Genomic DNA, 16,737 nt, shown 5'->3' on the forward strand with positions numbered 1-16,737 from the left:
GACCGAATACGCAACGCCATGAGCACCTCCCTCGACCTCGCCCAACGCCTGGAAGCCGCCCGGCTGGCCAGCGGCTTGACGCGGCAACAACTCACCGAGCAGGCCAGCGTCAGCCGCCAGGCCGTGTACCGGCTGTTCAAGGGCAACGATGTGCAGGTGTCGACCTTGCTGGCCGTGATGGAGGTGCTGCAGCTCGACCTGGCGACCGTGCCTAGGGCGCTCAAGCGCGGACTGCCCGAGCTCGGTCTTTCCGATGCGGCCTTGCCTCCAGGCAGCACCGGCGCAATGCCTGCGGCATCCCCTGGCAACTCGTCGCATGTGCTGTCGGCGGTGCAGCGCAGGCTGGCCAGCCTGAAGGAGGGAGGCGCCGCCCCCGTGACCCGCGTCGCTCGCGCCACACGGAAAAGCCGCCCATGAACGTGCCCGTTCTCGTGATCAAGCTGTACGGGCGGCGCATCGGCTGCCTGTTCAAGTACCAGCAGCCCGCCTCGCCGCCCGTGATGCGTTTCGTCGCCGACGAGAGCTACGCCCGGCTTGCGTGGGACGACGCCGATGTGCTGTCGGAGTCCATGCGCGCGGCCGACCCTGCGCAGCAGCAGTCGTTCTGGCTCGACGTGACCCGGCCCGAATTCAACACGGTGCTGGGCGGCAAGGGCGACTACCAGCTGCCGCCGTTCTTTCAGAACCTGCTGCCCGAAGGCGTGTTCCGCCGCTTCGTGGCCGAGGAAGCCGACATCGATCCGCTGGACCACATGGGCATGATCGCGGCCTGCGGCAAGAACATGCCAGGCGCGGTGACTGCGGAGTGGGAAGACATTTCGCGCGCCACGCTGCAGCGCCTGGTCACGCAGAACCAGGACGCGCTCGAGGCCTCGGTCTGGGCCGAGCCGTTTCAGGGCGCGCTGTCGATCTCGGGCGTGCAGCCCAAGATCGGCGTCAACAAGAACGCCGAGGGCCGCTTCGTGGGCCGCACGTCCCAGGGCGATGCCGCCATCATCGCCAAGCTGCCGTCGTCCGAGTACGCGCGCATGCCGCAGCTCGAGAACCTGAGCATGACGCTGGCGGGGCTGGCCGGCGTCGATGTGTGCCGCTTCGAGCTGGTGCCCCTGTCGGCGCTGGCCGCGCCGCACCGCTACGACCTGGGCGAAGAGGTCGACGGCCAGTTCCTGGCCGTGACAAGGTTCGACCGTGCCCAGAACGACCGGCGCGCCAAGTTCCACTTCGAAGACTTCGCGCAGGTCTTCGGCGTGCCGCCGGAGCAGAAGTACACGGAGTCCTACCTCGCGATTGCGGCGGTGCTGCTGAGCCTGCCCGAATGCGGCGAGCCGGCGGTGCACGAGCTGCTGCGCCGCATCGAGGTCAACGAGCTGCTCGGCAATGCCGACATGCACCTGAAGAACATCGGGCTGCTCTACCGCGACCGGCACCACGCCGCGCTGGCGCCTGCCTACGACATCACCGCGACGGTGCTCTACAACGGCGCGCGCGGCCATGCGCTGCGGCTCACGCCGAGCGCCGGCAAGCAGCATGAAGACGCCATCCTGAGCCCCGCGCGGCTGCAGGCGTTCTGCAACGAACTGGGCCTGCAGGTCGCCGGTGCGGCCAAGGTGGTTCGCGACGTGGCGGCGCAGGCGGCCCGGCAGTGGCTGGCGCCCATCGTGGCCAGCGGCCTCACGCCCCGGCAGAAGCTGCAACTGCTGACACGCGTGGCGAACCATCCGCACCTGCGGCAGGCGGCGAAGCGGCTTCGCCGGCCCGAACTGCTCGCGGCCTGGGACGAGGCCGTGCGGTCGATGGGGCCAGGCAGCGCCTGAGCGCCTTTCAGGACGGCGCGTCCGTCGGCGGCCGCTTCACGCATTCGACCTTGCGGGCAACGCCGGTCATCTGGTTCCCCCCGGTGATTTTCTTGACCTCGCCCGCGGGACAACGTCCGTCGTCGACATAGACCACCGCGCCCTGGCGAACGCTCCCTTTCTCCGGCATTTCCTTGAGGAACTCGATGGCGCCGGACGCCGCCCACGCGGGGTCGGCGGCGAACACGCACACCAGAGCCAGGCCGAAGAACCTGGCCATGGGCGCGGCCGGAGACTCAGTGCGCCACGGGCGCATGCCACACCGCATTCGCGCCCGACCCGGCGGACACCGAAGACACCGCCGCCACCTGGGCCACCGGCGCGACCGGCACAGCCGGCATCACATCCGCCAGCGTGTGCACCGGCGCACACCGCCCATAGGTGTCGTCGAAGCGCACGATGTCGTCCTCGCCCAGGTAACCGCCGGTCTGCACCTCGATCACCTCCAGCGTCGTCTTGCCCGGGTTCTCCAGCCGGTGCACCGCGCCCGAGGGCAGGTAGATCGATTCGTTCTCGCGCACCAGCGTCACCACGCCGTCGCACGTGGCCTTGGCCGTGCCCTGCACCACGATCCAGTGTTCGGCGCGGTGGTGGTGCATCTGCAGCGACAGCTTGGCGCCGGGCTTGACGGTCAGGCGCTTGACCTGGAAGCGCTCGCCGTTGTCCACGCTGTCGTAGGCGCCCCAGGGCCGCACCACGCGGCGGTGTTCGGTGGCCTCGGCGCAGCCGTCCAGCGAGAGCTTGCGCACCACCTCGGCCACCTGCTCGGCGCAGCCCGCGCCGGCCACCAGCACGGCGTCGGGGGTGTCCACGATGATCAGGCCGTCGGTGCCCAGCGCCACCACCTGGCGGTGCGGCGCGTGGATGAAGGTGTTGCGCGAGTTCAGCGCGCGGGCCTTGCCGCTCAGGCGGTTGCCCGCCTCGTCGGCCGGGTGCAGCGCGGCCACCGCGTTCCAGCTGCCGACGTCGCTCCACATGCCTTCGAACTTCACGACGGCGATGTCCTTGTGCTTTTCGAGCACGGCGTAGTCGATGCTGTCGCTGCGGCAGGCCTGGAAGGCCGCGCTGTCCAGCCGCAGGAAGCTGCCGTCGGTCGACACCGCCGCCGTGGCGCGCTCGCAGGCCAGCAGGATGTCGGGCGAATGCCCGCGCAGTGCCGCGATCAGCGTGCGCGCCTGCACCAGGAAAATGCCCGCGTTCCAGCTGTACCCGCCGTGCAGCAGCAGGGTCTGCGCCACCTCGGCGGTGGGCTTCTCCACAAAGCGCACCACGGCCTGGCTGTGCCCGTCGCCCGACGGCTGGCCGGCCTCGATGTAGCCGTAGGCCGTGCTCGGAAAGCTCGGCACCACGCCGAAGGTGACGATCTTTCCGGCCAGCGCCGCATCGACGCCTGCGCGCACGGTGCGCGCGAACAGCGCCGCATCGGGAATGTGGTGGTCCGACGGCGCGAACAGCAGCAGGTCTTGCGGCGCGGCCAGCAGCGCGGCGCAGGCCATGGCCGCGGCGGTGTTGCGCGCCACCGGCTCCAGAATCTGCCGGCCCGTGGTCTGCGCGGCCTCGACCGTTTCCTTCACCAGGAAGCGATGGTCTTCCGCCGCGATGCAGGTGATGTCGGGGTTCAGCACGCTCAGGCGCTCCAGCGTCATGTGCAGCAGGCTCTTGCCGCCGATGAGCGGTGCGAACTGCTTGGGCAGCGCCTTGCGCGACAACGGCCACAGCCGCGTGCCGCTGCCGCCGCAAAGAACCACGGGGTGGATGGGTGTGTTGTTCATGATCGCCTGCGTAGGAGAAGGTTGGTGTGTGGGGGAGTGGGGGCAGGAGGCGGGCTCAGATCAGCCCGGAGTACGCCGCATAGCTCACGGCCTGCGCGCGCGAATGCACGTGCAATTTCTTGTAGATGTTCTTGATGTGGGCATTGACGGTCTGCCCCGAAATGCCCAGCTGGGTGCCGATTTCCTCGGTGACATGGCCGCGCGCCACGAAGCGCAGCACCTCGCATTCGCGCGCCGTCAGCGTGGCCTCGCGCTGGGGCGCCTCCACCGAGGGCGGCGCGCCGGCGGGCCGGTGGCTCAGCCGGGACAGCAGCCGGCGGGCCAGGCGCGGCGTGATGGCCGCACCGCCGTTGACCACCTGCAGCACGGCCTGCGCAAAGCTCTGCAGCCACGCATCCTTCAGCAGGTAGCCGGTGGCGCCGAGCTCGAAGGCCTGCAGCACGTGGGCTTCGTCCTCCAGCGCGGTGATGACGATGACCTCGGCCGTGCTGTTGAGCTTGCGGGCTTCGCGGATCAGGTCGAAGCCGGTGCCGTCGCCCAGCCGCAGGTCGACCATGAGCACATCGAACTCGTGGCTGGCGATCAGCCGGCGCCCGTCGCGCAGGCTGCCGGCCTGGCCTTCGAGCTGGATGCGCAGGTCCGACAGCAGTTCCTGTGCAATGACGCGGCGCATGAACTCGTCGTCGTCGACCAGCAGCACGCGCACCGGGGCGTCCTGCTGGCCGGTCAGGAAGCCGGGCCACAGGGGCGCGGCCGGCGGCAGGATGCCCGGCGGATACCCCGAGCGGCCGTCGTTCTGTTCGCCGAAGGATTGAAGTACGTTGTCAGACATTGGAGTGCCCCAGGGTGGATGTGTGGAAGCGCGGCATGTCCGCGGCGAAGACCGGGACGACCCCGGTATCGGGAGCCCAGGCGGGCTGTGGCTGTGGCTGCATTCGCGGCGCCACCGGGTCGTCGAAACCGTGCGGATTGATGGCCTGCCAGCGCCAGCTGTCGGCGCACATCTGGTCGAGGTCGCGCTGCGCGCGCCAGCCGAGCACGTCGCGCGCGCCGCGCGCGTCGGCCCAGTAGGCCGGTGCATCGCCGGCGCGGCGCGGCCCCAGGCGCAGGGCGATGCGCCGGCCGCTCGCGCGTTCGAACGCGGCCACCACCTCCAGCACCGAGGCGCCGCGGCCGGTGCCGAGGTTGCTCATCAGCAGGCCCGGGCTGCGCGTGGCGTGGCGCAACGCGGCCACATGGCCTTCGGCCACGTCCATCACGTGCACGTAGTCGCGCACGCCGGTGCCGTCGACGGTGTCGTAGTCGGTGCCGTGCACCAGCAAAAACTCGCGTTCTCCGGCCGCCACCTGCGAGATGTAGGGCATGAGGTTGGCGGGCGGGCCGTGCGGACGCTCGCCGAGCAAGCCGCTTTCGTGCGCGCCCACCGGGTTGAAGTAGCGCAGGCAGGCGATGCCCCAGCGCGGGTCGGCGTGCGCCAGGTCGGCCAGCACGCTTTCCACCATGGCCTTGGTGCGGCCGTAGGGGTTGACTGCAGCGCAAGGCGCGCTCTCTGGAATGGGGGAGTGCTGCGCGTCGCCGTAGACCGTGGCCGAAGAAGAGAACACCAGCGTGCGCACGCTGGCGCGCGCCATGGCCTGCACCAGCGCCAGCGTGCCGGCGAGGTTGACGTCGTAGTAGCTCACCGGGTCGGCCACCGATTCGCCCACCGCCTTCAGGCCCGCGAGGTGCACGACCGCCCGGATCGCCGGGTCCGCCAGCACGCGGTCGAGCAGGGCGGCGTCGCGCACGTCGCCGCGCACCAGCACGGGCGCCACACCGGTGATGCAGGCCACCCGCTGCAGCGAGCGCGCGTCGCTGTTGACGAGCGAGTCGAGCACCACCGGCTGGTAGCCCGCCTCGATCAGCGCCACGCAGGTGTGGCTGCCGATGAAGCCGGCGCCGCCGGTCACCAGGATCTTGTCGTGCAGGCTCATGGTCGGTGCTCCGTGGGTGGTGGGGGTGGGTCAGCCGACGGCCACGCAGCGCTGCAACTCGCGCTCGAGCCGCTGCAGGATGGCGTCCTGGTCGAGTGCGGACTCGGCGAAACGCCGGCCCGCCGCGCCCATTTCCTCGCGCGTCTGGCGCGACATGGCGAGCTGCTCGATGGCGTCGGCCAGCGCCGCCGCGTCGCCGGGCTCGACCACCACGCCGCGGCCCGACACCACGTTGCTCAGCTCGGTGCCGGCATGCGCGGTGACGATCACGGCGCGCCCGCTGGCCAGCATGCCGCCCAGCTTCGAGGGCATGACGAGGTCGGCGGCATCGGCGCGCTGCGGCAGCACGTGGATGTCGGCCATGCCCAGCAGTTCGTTGAGCCGGTCGGCCGGCTGCAGGTCCAGGAAGTGCACGTTGGCCAGGCGCAGGCAGGCGTCCTTCAGCGACGCGCGGCTGGGGCCGTTGCCGCAGAACACGAAGTGGATGTCGTGCGAGCACACCAGCAACTGCGCCGCCTCGGCCAGCAGCTCGATGCCCTGCTTGCTGCCCAGGCTGCCCGAATACAGCACGACCACCGCGTCCTGCGGAATGCCCATCGCGGCGCGGTAGCCGTCGGGCGAGGTGTTGGCCGGCGTGGGGTGGATGGACTTCACGTCCACCCAGTTGGGAAACAGCACCACGCGGCTGTCGGGCACCCCCTTGCCGCGGGCCTTGTCGACCATGGCGGTGGAAATGGTCGACACCCGGCTGAACTTGCCCAGCAGCCAGTGCTCGGCCGAGCGTGCGAAGCGCTGCACCCGCTCGCCGCTGAGCCAGCCCAGGCCGAAGGCGGCGTCCACCTCGTAGTCCTGGATGTGCAGCCACGACTTGATGCCCACCAGCTTGGAGAAGAACAGCACCGAGGGCGCGCAGAACAGCGGCGGCTCCACCACGAACACCACGTCGGGCTTCCAGCGCATCTGCGCGAACAGCAGCGGAATGCTCGACAGCATGAAGGAGAACAGGTGCGCCATGCGCGCCAGCGTGCGCGGTTTCTTCGGCACCCAGGTGGGCGCGCGCCATACCGTGATGCCGTTCCACACCGTCTTGCGGTAGCGCCAGGCCGAGTAGCCGTCGAACACCGACCACTGCGGAAAGAAGGGCGGCGCGGCGATCACGCGCACGTCGTGCCCGCGTGCATGCAGCCACTGCGCCATTTCTCCCGAGTACTTGCCGATGCCGGCCAGCTCGGGAGTGAAGTTCATCGAGTAGAGAAGAATTTTCACGTGAGCGACCTCGCGCGCAGCAGCCGTTGGATGGGGAAGAAGCCGAAGACCAGGCGCATGCGCGTCTCGTACAGCACGAAGTCGGACACGCAGGCCAGCAGGAACACGTAGTGCGGCTTGCCGGGAAACAGCACAATCACCACGCCGTACGAGAGGAAGCGCAGCGCCACCTCCAGCAGCGCCCATCGGCCGAGCGACCCCATCGAGGTCTTCAGCGACAGCACCATCTCGTGGTGGATGGTGTAGGTGCGCAGCAGGTAATACGGCGCGATGCAAAGGAAGATGCTGCGGGCCTCGTCGCCCAGCTTGAGCAGCGGCGCGGCCACCGCCATGACGCAGCCCAGGCCCACGAACAGGCCGCAGCCGAGCAGGAACGAATGGCGCGCCAGCCCCAGCTGCGCGTCGCCGAAGTGCTTCGGGTCGGCCTCCAGCATGGCCCGCGTCTTGGTGAACAGGAAGGCCTGCACGAACTGCGAAGGCGCCTCGGCCAGCAGGAAGGCGAGCTTGAAGGCGCCCACGTAGCCCAGCGGCATGAAGTACGCCACCACCAGCAGGTCCGACTTGCGCAGCAGGAACATGAGCAGCGAATACACCGTGGCGCTGCCCTGCGAGGCCAGGCCGATGGCGGCCGGCCCGGCCGGCGGCGCCGCGCCGTTGCCCGGCAGGCCGACGGCCACGCACACCACCACCAGCGCGAACAGGTTGATGAGCAGCAGGTGCGCCACGCCCAGGTCGAACTTCAGCGCCGCGCACAGGCTCACGCCCGCTACCAGGATGGTCGAGCGGATGCCGGCCTCCAGGTTGAGCAGGCCCGCATGGCCCAGGCCGCGGCTGAACGACAGGCGCAGGCTGTTGAACGAAAAGATCGCCAGCGTGGCGACCACCAGCGCGAAGGGCGCATCGCCCACCGGCAGGCGCTGCACCGCCAGGATCACCGTGACCAGCACCGCGGCCAGCGGCAGGCCGATGGACAGGGTGCGCACCATGTCGCCGCGCGTCACGCCCGGCGCACCGGGCGGCCCGCCGGCCGCGTGGCGCGAGAACAGCAGCGAGCTGCCCAGCGTGCCCAGCACCAGCGCCACCTCGATGACCGACTGGTACACCGAGTACTCGCCGAAGCGCGCCGGCGGAATGGTCGCCGCCATCAGGAAGACGGCCACGAAACCCGACAGGTACACATACAGCCGCGAAGCCAGCGCGCCCAGGCCCGAGAGCCAGGCCATGCGTGCGCCGGGCAGGGTGAGGGAGGGGTTGAAAGGCTTCATGGCGTCGCTGCGGCGCGTCACTTGCCGGTCGAAGCGTGGGCCACGCGGCGCGTGTCCAACAGCCGGCGCGTGAACGCAGCCGCCCTGAACGCGTAGTTCTTGCCGCGGCGCGCCATCTGCAGCGCGTAGGTCACGGCCGCCACGGTGTGCATGTGGCCGCGCAGCGCATAGGGCATGGCCATCTTGGCGCTGCCCTGGAAGTGCAGCGCGACCACGCGCGTCGCCTGGCCGGCTTCGGTGGTCAGCCACGCCTTGCCGTCGCTGTAGGCAATGCGCTTGGCGCCGCCGCGAACCCTGAACTCGCGCGGCAGCAGGTTCTGCATGCCGTTGATGTTGTGGTCGATGACGGTGCCGTCGAGCACCCGGTTGATGGGCGCGTCGTTGCCGGTGGTGCGTGCCCACAGGTACAGCAGCGTCATGTCGGACACACCGCCTCGCACGCCGCGCGCCGCGAAGCGCGCGGCAATTTCGCGCAGCTTGCGCCGGCCCGAGGGCGTGGCGTAGCTGTCGAGCACATAGGCCACGAAGCGGCGCAGCCCGTTGGCGGTCCAGTAGCTCACGTGCGGCGAGATCTGGCAGGGGTTCCAGCCGTCGGCCGACTGCATCGACGAGCCCGAGAAGTCGGCCTTGCCCACCAGGCTTGCAATGTGGGCGGCGGCGCCCTGAAAGAGCAGCACGTCGCTGTCGATCAGCACGAACTCGCGCACCTCGGGGCTGGATTCCAGAAACTGCGCAAGCAGAAAGTAGCGCCGAAAGCAGATCTTCTCGAACTCGGCGGAGTTGCTCGACAGGTGCACGTACGACTTGCAGAAGCGTTCGTAGCTCGCGCCGGCGTCGGTCTTCGACAGCACGAACAGCTGTTCCTGCGCCAGCACCGCCGATTCACGGCACAGCGCGAGCGTCTTGTTCTGGCGGTCTTCCACGACGATGAAGGGCAGGGAGGGTTTCATGGTGTTCGAGGGGTGGTTTTTGAAAAATGGACGTGTGACAGATTCGGTGGTGTTCAGGGCTTGCGCGCGGTCACGCTCTTCAGCAGCGCGACGTGCGCGGGCATGAAGCGGCCGGTGGCATCCACGGGCATGTCCAGCGTGAGGAGGCCGCGTGCGGCGGCCGCCTCGGAGATCCAGTTGCGCAACTGCCCGGCCGTGAAGCGCGCCGGCGCCTCGCGTCCCCAGGAAGCGGTGAGCGGCGTGAGCACGTGGAACATGAGTTCAGAGGGCGGCGGCACCGGGTGCGCGGGCGGCTCCATGTATTCGCCCGCCATCAGGTTCTGGCAGGGCGCCGACTTCAGGCTGAAGCGCTGCGCGCCTTCGCCGGAGTTGAAGGCCAGCAGGCGGTTGGCCGCGCCGCTGCGTGCGGCGCCGCACAGCTGTTCCCAGCCGGCCGTCGTCACGCCCGTGGTGTTGTAGGTGCCGTCGAACCACCAGCCGGCGGCCAGCGGGCCGTAGTGCTCCGACCAGTCGCGGATCACGCTCGACCAGGCGGCGATGAACTTCGCGGGCGGCGGCTGCTGCTCGTTCACGTCGCCCAGGCACTCCATCAGGTAGCGGTCGGCCTGCGGGGCGCGAAACGGCAGGTACAGAATCATTGCGATGCCGCGGCTGCGCAGGGCCTGGCCGATTTCCAGCGGAAGGTCGCGCGGCGGGCGGTTCTTCGCGCTGGCGGGGCACAGCACCTCGAGCGCCGAGTTGGGCGCGATGTACTGGCCGTTGTTCTGCCCCAGTGTCAGGATGAGGTGCGACACCCGCATCTCGGCGAGCTGGTTCGCGAAGGACTCGACGTCGAAGCGCATCACCTCGCGGATGCTTTGCTTGTCGGGCAGGTAGTGCACCATCACGCCGAGGCCGGGCACGGAGGCGCCGGGCTGCGCGGACTGCATGGGTTGCGAGGGCGGGGCCGCCGGCGTGCCCTTCGGCGCGTCTTGCGGTGCCTTCGGCTGTGCGATGACCGCCACCAGCGCCGCCCCGAAAAGCAGCGCCGCGACCACGCGGACCATCACGGCGGGAAAGGTCTTCATGGCAAGGCCCGGGTGAGGGAGACCGCGCCGCGCTTGAGCGTGAGGTAGCGCCCGGCCACCGCCGCGGGCGCGCAGACGGCGGCATGCGGCCAGACCGGGTGCGTGCGTTCGTGCCCCGCGAGGTACTTGGCGAGCCGGTAGGGGTCGCTGGACGCGCTGCCCACGAAGAAGCCGTAGCCCGCGAAGAGCTCGCGGTGCACGGGAATGTCCGACAGCAGCAGCGGCACGCCCAGCGTGGCCGCCTCGGCGGCCGAGAGGTTGAAGCCCTCGAAGGTCGACAGCGAGATGAACGCCGTGGCGCCGAGGTACAGCCGGATCAGCTCCTCGCGCGACACCAGCCCCCGGTGCCGCACGGCGCCGCGCACCTCGGGCGCGAGCGCGGCCACCATGCGCTCCACATCGGCCGCCCCGTTGCCGGTGATGTCGAGACAGTCGACCAGGCCCGCGCGCTTCATGCGTTCGAACAGGGCCAGGATGCCGCCGAAGTTCTTGTGCGGGTAGTAGTGGTAGGCCGCGATCAGGTAGCGATCGCTGGCCGCCCCACCCGGGTTGGCGGGATTCGCCGGCTTGGGCGCCGCGACGGCGCGCGGCACGTCCACCGGATTGAAGATCACCGCCGGATGCGCGCAGCGCCCGAAGTACCGTTCGAAGTCCTGCTGGCTGCTCTTGCTGATGAACACCACGTCCGCTTCGCCGCGCGCCGCGCGCCACAGGCTCCAGTCGAGGAACAGGCGCTTGGCGCGGCTGAAGTACTGCGGATAGGCCTTGTACTGCAGGTCGTGCACGATGACGAGCGAATCCCTGTGGCGCCCGAACAGCGCGAACGGCAGGAAGTAGTTCGGAAACACCGAGAACACCTGCTCGCCCGTCAGCAGCCTGCGCAGGCCGTGGAAGTTGTAGAGCAGCGTCTCGAACAGGAAGCGGCTGAGTCCCAGGCGCCGCGCCGCTTCGTACAGGCGCGGGTGCCGTTCGCTGACCGCCTCGACCCGGTCGTCGCGCGACAGCCGCATGTTGCGCAGCAGCACCTCGGACACGTTCAGCACACCGCCGGCCGCCTGGTTCAGGCGGATGGTGTCGTAGTACAGGTAGGTGGCCATGTGTGCGTCCTCAGACGTTCGAGACATCGCGCTGCACCGCGCGCAGGGTCGCGCGCCGGACATGGCGGGCGCGCGAACTCAGCACACCGGCGATCAGCGCCGCGATCAGGCCCGAGACCGCGAACGGCCCCCAGCCGAGGATGGGTCCGCGCATGAACGGCACGTAGGCGGCCAGCAGCACCAGGGCCGACAGGTAGGGCCCTGACAGCGGGCCGTCGGGATCGACGGCCCGGTCGACCCAGCGAAAGCCCGCCGAAATCGCCAGCCCCAGCAGGGCGGGCCCCGCCAGGCCGAAGTCGAAGTAGGCCGTGGTGAACGGCGGCAGCGACAGGTTGCTCTGCGAGAAATTGCCCAGGATGGCCGACCAGCCGAGCGGGTCGAAGTCCGGGAACATCTTCAGGTCGCGCGGCAGGAAGAAGGACACGGCCGAGAGCAGGTAGCGGCCCCAACCGAGGTCCGGAATGGGCGCGCGCTCCAGGATGCCGGCCACCACGTACTGGGCGTCGAAGTCCTGGCTGAACGGAAAGGTCGTGAGCTCTTCGCCCCACAGGCTGCCGCGCGAGATCAGGTTCAGCACCGGACCCAGGCCCGCGATGGCGCCGAACACCACCGCGGCCAGCAGCCAGCGCCGCCCGCGCCCGAAGGCGTGGATGAGCAGCGGCAGCAGCCCGATCAGCAGCACCTGCCGCGCGGTGTTCACGGGGTTGGCCGCAATCAGTGCCAGGGCCGCCGCCAGGCTCGCGGCGCACCAGGACCACACCGTCTTGCTGCGCGCCGCGTGAATCGCCAGCGCCACGAAGCACACCAGCACGATCAGCTTGGGCAGCGTGGAATAGAAGATGAGGTCGACCGGCACGCTCTCTTCGTCGCCCACGATGCCGCGTGCCACGAAGTTGAGATCGGGGCGAACCAGCAGCACCGCGAATGCGGCCAGCGAGCAGCTCATCAGCAGCAGCGCCGGGTGAGCCGCGCCCGCGGGATGCACCACGGTGTGGCGGTGCGCTCGCGCCGGCGCATCGGGCACGCCCAGCCGCGCTGCCTCCACGCCGGCCATGTACAGCAGCAGCAGCACCAGCGCCTGCGTGTGCGCCGCGGTGCCGAGCACGCCGGCGTCCCAGAACCCGACGTCGTTCGAGATCTGCATCGCCGGCGCGATCGAGAAGTACGTGAGGATCGCCGCGTAGTGGATCAGCAGGAACACGCTGGCGCCCGGGGCGCCCAGCATCGACAGCTGCACCAGCGACAGCGCGGCCACCGCCGCGTAGCCCCACACCGGGTCGACCAGGCCGCAAAGCAGCGCGCAAACGATGCCGGACCAGAAGGAAAGGGTTCGCATGGTGAGCCTGTCGGTGATGGGGCGGGGGCTGAGCGGATGGGCTCAGACGTGCGCGGGGGCCTGCACGTGCTCGGACTCCTCGATCGGCCGGATGGCCTTCTGGTAGTCCGCATAGGTGCGGCGCAGCCCCTCGGCCAGCGCCACCTTCGCGTGCCAGCCGAGGGTGGCGGCGCGCGACACGTCGAGCAGCTTTCTCGGTGCGCCGTCGGGCTGCGCGAGGTCGTATCGAATGCTGCCGGTGTAGCCCACCACTTCGCGGATCAGTTCGGTGAGCTCGGCGATCGACACGTCGATGCCGGTGCCCAGGTTGATGTGGCCGCGCATGGCGTCGGTCTGCTGCTCGTACTCGGCGCGCGAGAGGTTCATCACCTCCAGGCAGCCCTCGACCATGTCGTCGACGTAGAGGAACTCGCGCCGCGCGCGGCCGCTGCCCCAGATCAGCACGCTGGGCGCATTGCTGATCTTCGCCAGGTGGAAGCGCTGGACCAGCGCCGGCACTACGTGGCTGTTTTCCAGGTGGTAGTTGTCGCCGGGGCCGTACAGGTTGGTCGGCATCACGCTGCGGTAGTCGATGCCGTGCGTGGCGCCGTACTGGCGGTTGTAGCTTTCGCACAGCTTGAGCCCGGCGATCTTGGCGATCGCATAGGGCTCGTTGGTGGGCTCCAGCCGGCCGTTGAGCAGGTACTCCTCGCGGATCGGCTGCTCGGCCAGGCGCGGGTAGATGCAGCTGGAGCCCAGGAACAGCAGCCGCTTCACGCCCGCCACGAATGCCTGGTGCGTGACGTTGGTGGCAATGACCAGGTTCTCGTAGATGAACTGGGCGGGGTAGGTCATGTTGGCGTGGATGCCGCCCACCTTGGCCGCCGCCAGGTAGACCTGGTCGATCTGCTCCGTGGCGAAGAAACGCGCCACGCCCGCCTGGTCCAGAAGGTCGAGTTCGGTGCGCGTTCGGGTGACCACGTCGTGGCCCAGTTCGCTCAGGCGCCGTGTGGCCGCCTGACCCACCATGCCGCGGTGACCTGCAACAAAGATACGCATAGGAGCTTTCGTGAAGAGGTTGAAGAAACCGGAGAGACGAAATCGAAGCGGGTGCGCGGGGAGGGGGCCGCCTAGCGCGACCCGCGCGCGCCGGTCACCACGCCGAAGGTCTTCAGCAGGATCGCGAGATCGCGCCACAGCGACAGCCGCGCCACGTACTCCGCGTCCATGGCGGCGCGGCGGCGGTAGCTGATCTCGTTGCGCCCGCTGATCTGCCACAGGCCGGTGATGCCCGGGCGCACGGCGCAGTAGTGGGCCCAGTAGTCGCCGTACAGGTCCTTCTGCGTGAACATGCAGGGGCGCGGTCCGACCATGCTCATGTCGCCCTTGAGCACGTTCCAGAACTGCGGGAACTCGTCGATGCTGTACTTGCGCAGGATGGCGCCGAAGCGGGTGATGCGCGGGTCGTCCTGCAGCTTCTGGTAGACCGCCCACTCGCGCCGGGCGGCCTCGTTCTCGCGCAGGTGGCGCGCCAGCACCGCGTCCGACTCCGCCACCATCGAGCGGAACTTGTAGAACTTGAAGACGCGGCCGTCCCGGCCGTAGCGCGGCTGCATGTAGATGGCCGGCCCGCCCGACGTGAACAACACGCCGAGCCAGATGAGCGCATAGGCCCAGCCGAAGAACAGGAAGAACGAGCCGGCCATCAGGATGTCGGCCGCGCGCTTGGCATGCCGCAGCCAGGCCGCGCCGCCGAGCGGGCCGTACACGGACGTGTTGGCCGCAAGGGTGCCGGGTGCGCCGGGCGCACCACCGGTGCCCTGGCGCGCGGAGGAGCTGGATCGAAGCGTGTTCATGATGTGGCGTGCTCCGGTTCGATGCGCTTGGGCATGACGGTGTCGGCCACGTCCATTGCAACGGCGGGATCGCGGCGGGCCGGTGCATAGCCGTAGTAGCCGTAGCTGTAGCTGCGGTGCTGGCGTTGCGAGGTGTCCACCGCGTTGAACACCACCCCGTGGAACGCGGCGCCCACATGGGCCAGGCGCTTGGCGCTTTCCAGCAGCTCGCCCATCTCGCTGTTGTCGGCGCGCGCCACCAGCAGCAAGGTGCCCATGCTCGGCGCCATCGCCGCGGTCTCGGAGGCCAGCAGGGTGGGGGGCGCATCGACGATCACCACGTCGTAGCGCGCCGACAGCGTCTGCAGCGTGTGCGCGAAGGCGTCGCTGGTCATCAGGCCGGCGGGGTCGGGGTGCAGGGTGCCCGCGCTCATCACGTCCAGGTTCGGCAGCACGTGGTGGTGGATGCCCTGCTCGAGCGGCACGCCGCCGGCGAGCACGTCGGCCATCCCGTCCTTGCGTTGCAGGCCGAACTCCTCGCTCAGGCTGCCGCGGCGCAGGTCGGCGTCGATCAGCAGCACGCGCTGGCCCGAGGCGGCCAGCAGCGTGGCGAAGTTCGACGACACGAAGGTCTTGCCGGCGCCCGGGGTGGCGCTGGAGATCAGCACCCGGTTGTTGGGCGCGCCCAGCATCACGAACTTCAGCGCGGTGCGCAGGCGGCGCAGGCCTTCCAGCGCGGGGTCTTCCACGTGCAGCGCGGCCAGCACCTTGATGCCGGGCTTGCCGTCGCGGATGGCGCGGTCGAGCACGCGCTGCTGGGTGCTCAGCGGGACGGTGCTGTACACGTTCAGGCCGGTGACGGTCTCGATGTCCTCGGGGTTGCCGATGGAACGCTTCAGGTTCTTGCGCGCCAGCGCCGCGGCGCCGCCGAAGAACAGGCCGCCCGCCAGCGCCAGCGCGACCACGATCAGCGGCTTGGGCCGCACCGGCTTCTCGGCCAGCAGCGCCTGGTCGAGCACGCGCACGTTGGCCACCTTGCCCTCCTTGGCCAGGCGCATCTGCAGCGAGCTGTTCAGCAGCGTGGCGTACAGGTCGGTGTTGACCTTGATGTCGCGCTGCATGCGCAGCGAGTTCTGCTGCAGCATGGGCATGCGGCGGATGCGCCCGTCGACCGAGCCGAGCTCTTTCTTCAGCGAGGCGATCTGCGTGTCCAGCGTCTGCACGGCCGGGTGCGCGGAAGTGAAGCGCCCCACCAGGTCCAGGCGCTTTTGCTTCGCGTCGAGCAGCTTGGCCTGCAGGTCGACGTTCTGCGACAGCGCGTTGCGCGCCTCGTCGTCCAGGCTGATGGTGCCGTTCTGGTTGCGGTACTGGTTGTAGCTGTCTTCCGACTGCTCCAGCTGCGCCTTGAACTTGGGCAGCTCGGTGCCCAGGAACGCCAGCGCGCGTTCGGCCTGCACCGTCTTCTGGTCGATGTTCTGGCGCACGTACAGGCGCGAGATCTCGTTGAGCACGTCGGCCAGCTGGCCGCGGTTCTCGGCCTGCAGGCTGATGTCCATCACGCCGGACTGTTTGCCCTTCTCGACCACGCGCAAGTCTTTCTGCAGGCCCAGCAGGGTGAGCTGCTTCGAGTAACGCACCAGGTCGAACGCGCCGCCGGGCCGGGCATCGAGCGAGCCCACCAGCAGGTGCAGGGTGCCGCCGGGCACCGCGGCGTCCAGCGGCACGCCGACGGTGCCCTTCAGCGGCGCTTCCAGGTCGGGTTGGCTCAGCGTGTAGTTGCCGCCGTCGCCCGCGATCAGCGTGAAATTCTTGCCCTCGAACGCGGCCGGCACGTCCATCTGCGCCACGGCGATCCGCTCGGTACCCGAGACGAAATTGCCGATGCCGAAGACGCCAGGAGTGGAGAGCTGGCTCGAATGCCGTGCGATGAACTCGCCCACCACCGGGATGTAGTGCGGCCTGGCACCGATGAAGAGCCTGGTGTTCTCCATCGCCTGGCCCAGCACCATGCGCGACTTCAGGATCTCGGTCTCGCCGGCGGTCGGCGTCTTGGTGTTGATGGCCCCGGCGCCGTTGGCGTCGCCCGGAAAGTTGCCGGCCGAACGCTCGGGGTCCTCGACCTGGATCAGGATGTTGGCCTCGTACACGCGCGGCCCGAACAGCGCGTAGCTCACGCCCACCAGCAGCGCCAGTGCCGTGATGGTGCCGATGAGCCAGCGGTTGTCGATCAGCACGTCGAGGTACTCCCTGAAGCGGGACTCCCTCGGCCAGGCCGTGGTCTCCACCACCGTCATGGGGGCGGCAGCGGGTACGGGAAGAGAAGCTTGCCAGCGCGCGTTCATGA

15 protein-coding genes are annotated in these 16,737 nt (G+C 69.4%); 2 read left to right on the forward strand and 13 right to left on the reverse strand.

What is annotated here, in order from left to right; all coding sequences use genetic code 11:
* The first annotated feature begins 18 nt into the window (after window positions 1-18).
* Both ACSFA5_RS30140 and ACSFA5_RS30145 read left to right on the forward strand, forming a co-directional pair.
* Complete coding sequence (locus ACSFA5_RS30140; RefSeq protein WP_435447720.1) at window positions 19-417, forward strand: helix-turn-helix domain-containing protein; 399 nt, start codon at window positions 19-21, stop codon at window positions 415-417.
* Window positions 414-1,814, forward strand: coding sequence for a type II toxin-antitoxin system HipA family toxin (locus ACSFA5_RS30145; RefSeq protein WP_435447721.1), 1,401 nt, complete (start codon window positions 414-416; stop codon window positions 1,812-1,814). Before ACSFA5_RS30140 ends, ACSFA5_RS30145 begins: the two co-directional genes overlap by 4 nt.
* 7 nt (window positions 1,815-1,821) lie before the next feature.
* Here ACSFA5_RS30145 and ACSFA5_RS30150 read toward each other — a convergent pair whose 3' ends face one another.
* The 13 genes from ACSFA5_RS30150 to ACSFA5_RS30210 all read right to left on the reverse strand — a co-directional run bounded on the left by ACSFA5_RS30150 (window position 1,822) and on the right by ACSFA5_RS30210 (window position 16,735).
* Window positions 1,822-2,073: a DUF6719 family protein gene (locus ACSFA5_RS30150; protein WP_435447722.1), complete on the reverse strand. Its 252-nt coding sequence runs from the start codon at window positions 2,071-2,073 to the stop codon at window positions 1,822-1,824.
* A 16-nt stretch (window positions 2,074-2,089) separates the two neighbouring features.
* Window positions 2,090-3,625 carry a mannose-1-phosphate guanylyltransferase/mannose-6-phosphate isomerase gene (locus tag ACSFA5_RS30155; RefSeq protein WP_435447723.1) on the reverse strand — a complete coding sequence of 512 codons (1,536 nt, stop codon included), beginning with the start codon at window positions 3,623-3,625 and terminating at the stop codon, window positions 2,090-2,092.
* A 55-nt stretch (window positions 3,626-3,680) separates the two neighbouring features.
* Window positions 3,681-4,457 carry a LuxR C-terminal-related transcriptional regulator gene (locus ACSFA5_RS30160; protein WP_435447724.1) on the reverse strand — a complete coding sequence of 259 codons (777 nt, stop codon included), beginning with the start codon at window positions 4,455-4,457 and terminating at the stop codon, window positions 3,681-3,683.
* Window positions 4,450-5,598, reverse strand: a complete 1,149-nt coding sequence (gene galE / locus ACSFA5_RS30165) for a UDP-glucose 4-epimerase GalE (RefSeq protein WP_435447725.1) — start codon at window positions 5,596-5,598, stop codon at window positions 4,450-4,452. The genes ACSFA5_RS30160 and galE overlap by 8 nt, the downstream gene beginning before the upstream one ends.
* Before the next feature lie 30 nt (window positions 5,599-5,628).
* Complete coding sequence (locus tag ACSFA5_RS30170; protein ID WP_435447726.1) at window positions 5,629-6,864, reverse strand: glycosyltransferase WbuB; 1,236 nt, start codon at window positions 6,862-6,864, stop codon at window positions 5,629-5,631.
* Window positions 6,861-8,129 carry a polysaccharide biosynthesis protein gene (locus ACSFA5_RS30175; RefSeq protein ID WP_435447727.1) on the reverse strand — a complete coding sequence of 423 codons (1,269 nt, stop codon included), beginning with the start codon at window positions 8,127-8,129 and terminating at the stop codon, window positions 6,861-6,863. Before ACSFA5_RS30175 ends, ACSFA5_RS30170 begins: the two co-directional genes overlap by 4 nt.
* 17 nt (window positions 8,130-8,146) lie before the next feature.
* Window positions 8,147-9,079, reverse strand: coding sequence for a hypothetical protein (locus tag ACSFA5_RS30180; RefSeq protein WP_435447729.1), 933 nt, complete (start codon window positions 9,077-9,079; stop codon window positions 8,147-8,149).
* 53 nt (window positions 9,080-9,132) lie between these two features.
* Window positions 9,133-10,146, reverse strand: coding sequence for a hypothetical protein (locus ACSFA5_RS30185; protein WP_435447730.1), 1,014 nt, complete (start codon window positions 10,144-10,146; stop codon window positions 9,133-9,135).
* Window positions 10,143-11,243: a glycosyltransferase gene (locus tag ACSFA5_RS30190; RefSeq protein ID WP_435447731.1), complete on the reverse strand. Its 1,101-nt coding sequence runs from the start codon at window positions 11,241-11,243 to the stop codon at window positions 10,143-10,145. The genes ACSFA5_RS30185 and ACSFA5_RS30190 overlap by 4 nt, the downstream gene beginning before the upstream one ends.
* 10 nt (window positions 11,244-11,253) lie before the next feature.
* Complete coding sequence (locus ACSFA5_RS30195) at window positions 11,254-12,579, reverse strand: hypothetical protein (protein WP_435447732.1); 1,326 nt, start codon at window positions 12,577-12,579, stop codon at window positions 11,254-11,256.
* A 42-nt stretch (window positions 12,580-12,621) separates the two neighbouring features.
* Complete coding sequence (locus tag ACSFA5_RS30200) at window positions 12,622-13,617, reverse strand: GDP-L-fucose synthase family protein (RefSeq protein WP_435447733.1); 996 nt, start codon at window positions 13,615-13,617, stop codon at window positions 12,622-12,624.
* A gap of 71 nt (window positions 13,618-13,688) precedes the next feature.
* Window positions 13,689-14,414 (reverse strand): sugar transferase, encoded by a 726-nt coding sequence (locus tag ACSFA5_RS30205; protein ID WP_435447734.1) that lies wholly within the window; start codon window positions 14,412-14,414, stop codon window positions 13,689-13,691.
* The gene (locus tag ACSFA5_RS30210) at window positions 14,411-16,735 is read right to left on the reverse strand and encodes a polysaccharide biosynthesis tyrosine autokinase (RefSeq protein ID WP_435447735.1); all 2,325 of its coding nucleotides are present in this window, start codon (window positions 16,733-16,735) and stop codon (window positions 14,411-14,413) included. The genes ACSFA5_RS30205 and ACSFA5_RS30210 overlap by 4 nt, the downstream gene beginning before the upstream one ends.
* Between the last annotated feature and the right edge of the window lie 2 nt (window positions 16,736-16,737).

Source organism: Variovorax monticola (genome assembly GCF_051216855.1).
Classification (GTDB): Bacteria; Pseudomonadota; Gammaproteobacteria; order Burkholderiales; family Burkholderiaceae_C; genus Variovorax.

Excerpts from the sequence above, each read along its gene's own strand:
- galE (WP_435447725.1), bottom strand. The coding sequence starts at position 5,598 with ATGAGCCTGCACGACAAGATCCTGGTGACCGGCGGCGCCGGCTTCATC.
- ACSFA5_RS30210 (WP_435447735.1), bottom strand. The coding sequence starts at position 16,735 with ATGAACGCGCGCTGGCAAGCTTCTCTTCCCGTACCCGCTGCCGCCCCC.
- ACSFA5_RS30175 (WP_435447727.1), bottom strand. The coding sequence starts at position 8,129 with ATGAAGCCTTTCAACCCCTCCCTCACCCTGCCCGGCGCACGCATGGCC.
- ACSFA5_RS30150 (WP_435447722.1), bottom strand. The coding sequence starts at position 2,073 with ATGGCCAGGTTCTTCGGCCTGGCTCTGGTGTGCGTGTTCGCCGCCGAC.
- ACSFA5_RS30180 (WP_435447729.1), bottom strand. The coding sequence starts at position 9,079 with ATGAAACCCTCCCTGCCCTTCATCGTCGTGGAAGACCGCCAGAACAAG.
- ACSFA5_RS30140 (WP_435447720.1), top strand. The coding sequence starts at position 19 with ATGAGCACCTCCCTCGACCTCGCCCAACGCCTGGAAGCCGCCCGGCTG.
- ACSFA5_RS30205 (WP_435447734.1), bottom strand. The coding sequence starts at position 14,414 with ATGAACACGCTTCGATCCAGCTCCTCCGCGCGCCAGGGCACCGGTGGT.
- ACSFA5_RS30190 (WP_435447731.1), bottom strand. The coding sequence starts at position 11,243 with ATGGCCACCTACCTGTACTACGACACCATCCGCCTGAACCAGGCGGCC.
- ACSFA5_RS30200 (WP_435447733.1), bottom strand. The coding sequence starts at position 13,617 with ATGCGTATCTTTGTTGCAGGTCACCGCGGCATGGTGGGTCAGGCGGCC.
- ACSFA5_RS30160 (WP_435447724.1), bottom strand. The coding sequence starts at position 4,457 with ATGTCTGACAACGTACTTCAATCCTTCGGCGAACAGAACGACGGCCGC.
- ACSFA5_RS30155 (WP_435447723.1), bottom strand. The coding sequence starts at position 3,625 with ATGAACAACACACCCATCCACCCCGTGGTTCTTTGCGGCGGCAGCGGC.
- ACSFA5_RS30145 (WP_435447721.1), top strand. The coding sequence starts at position 414 with ATGAACGTGCCCGTTCTCGTGATCAAGCTGTACGGGCGGCGCATCGGC.
- ACSFA5_RS30195 (WP_435447732.1), bottom strand. The coding sequence starts at position 12,579 with ATGCGAACCCTTTCCTTCTGGTCCGGCATCGTTTGCGCGCTGCTTTGC.
- ACSFA5_RS30185 (WP_435447730.1), bottom strand. The coding sequence starts at position 10,146 with ATGAAGACCTTTCCCGCCGTGATGGTCCGCGTGGTCGCGGCGCTGCTT.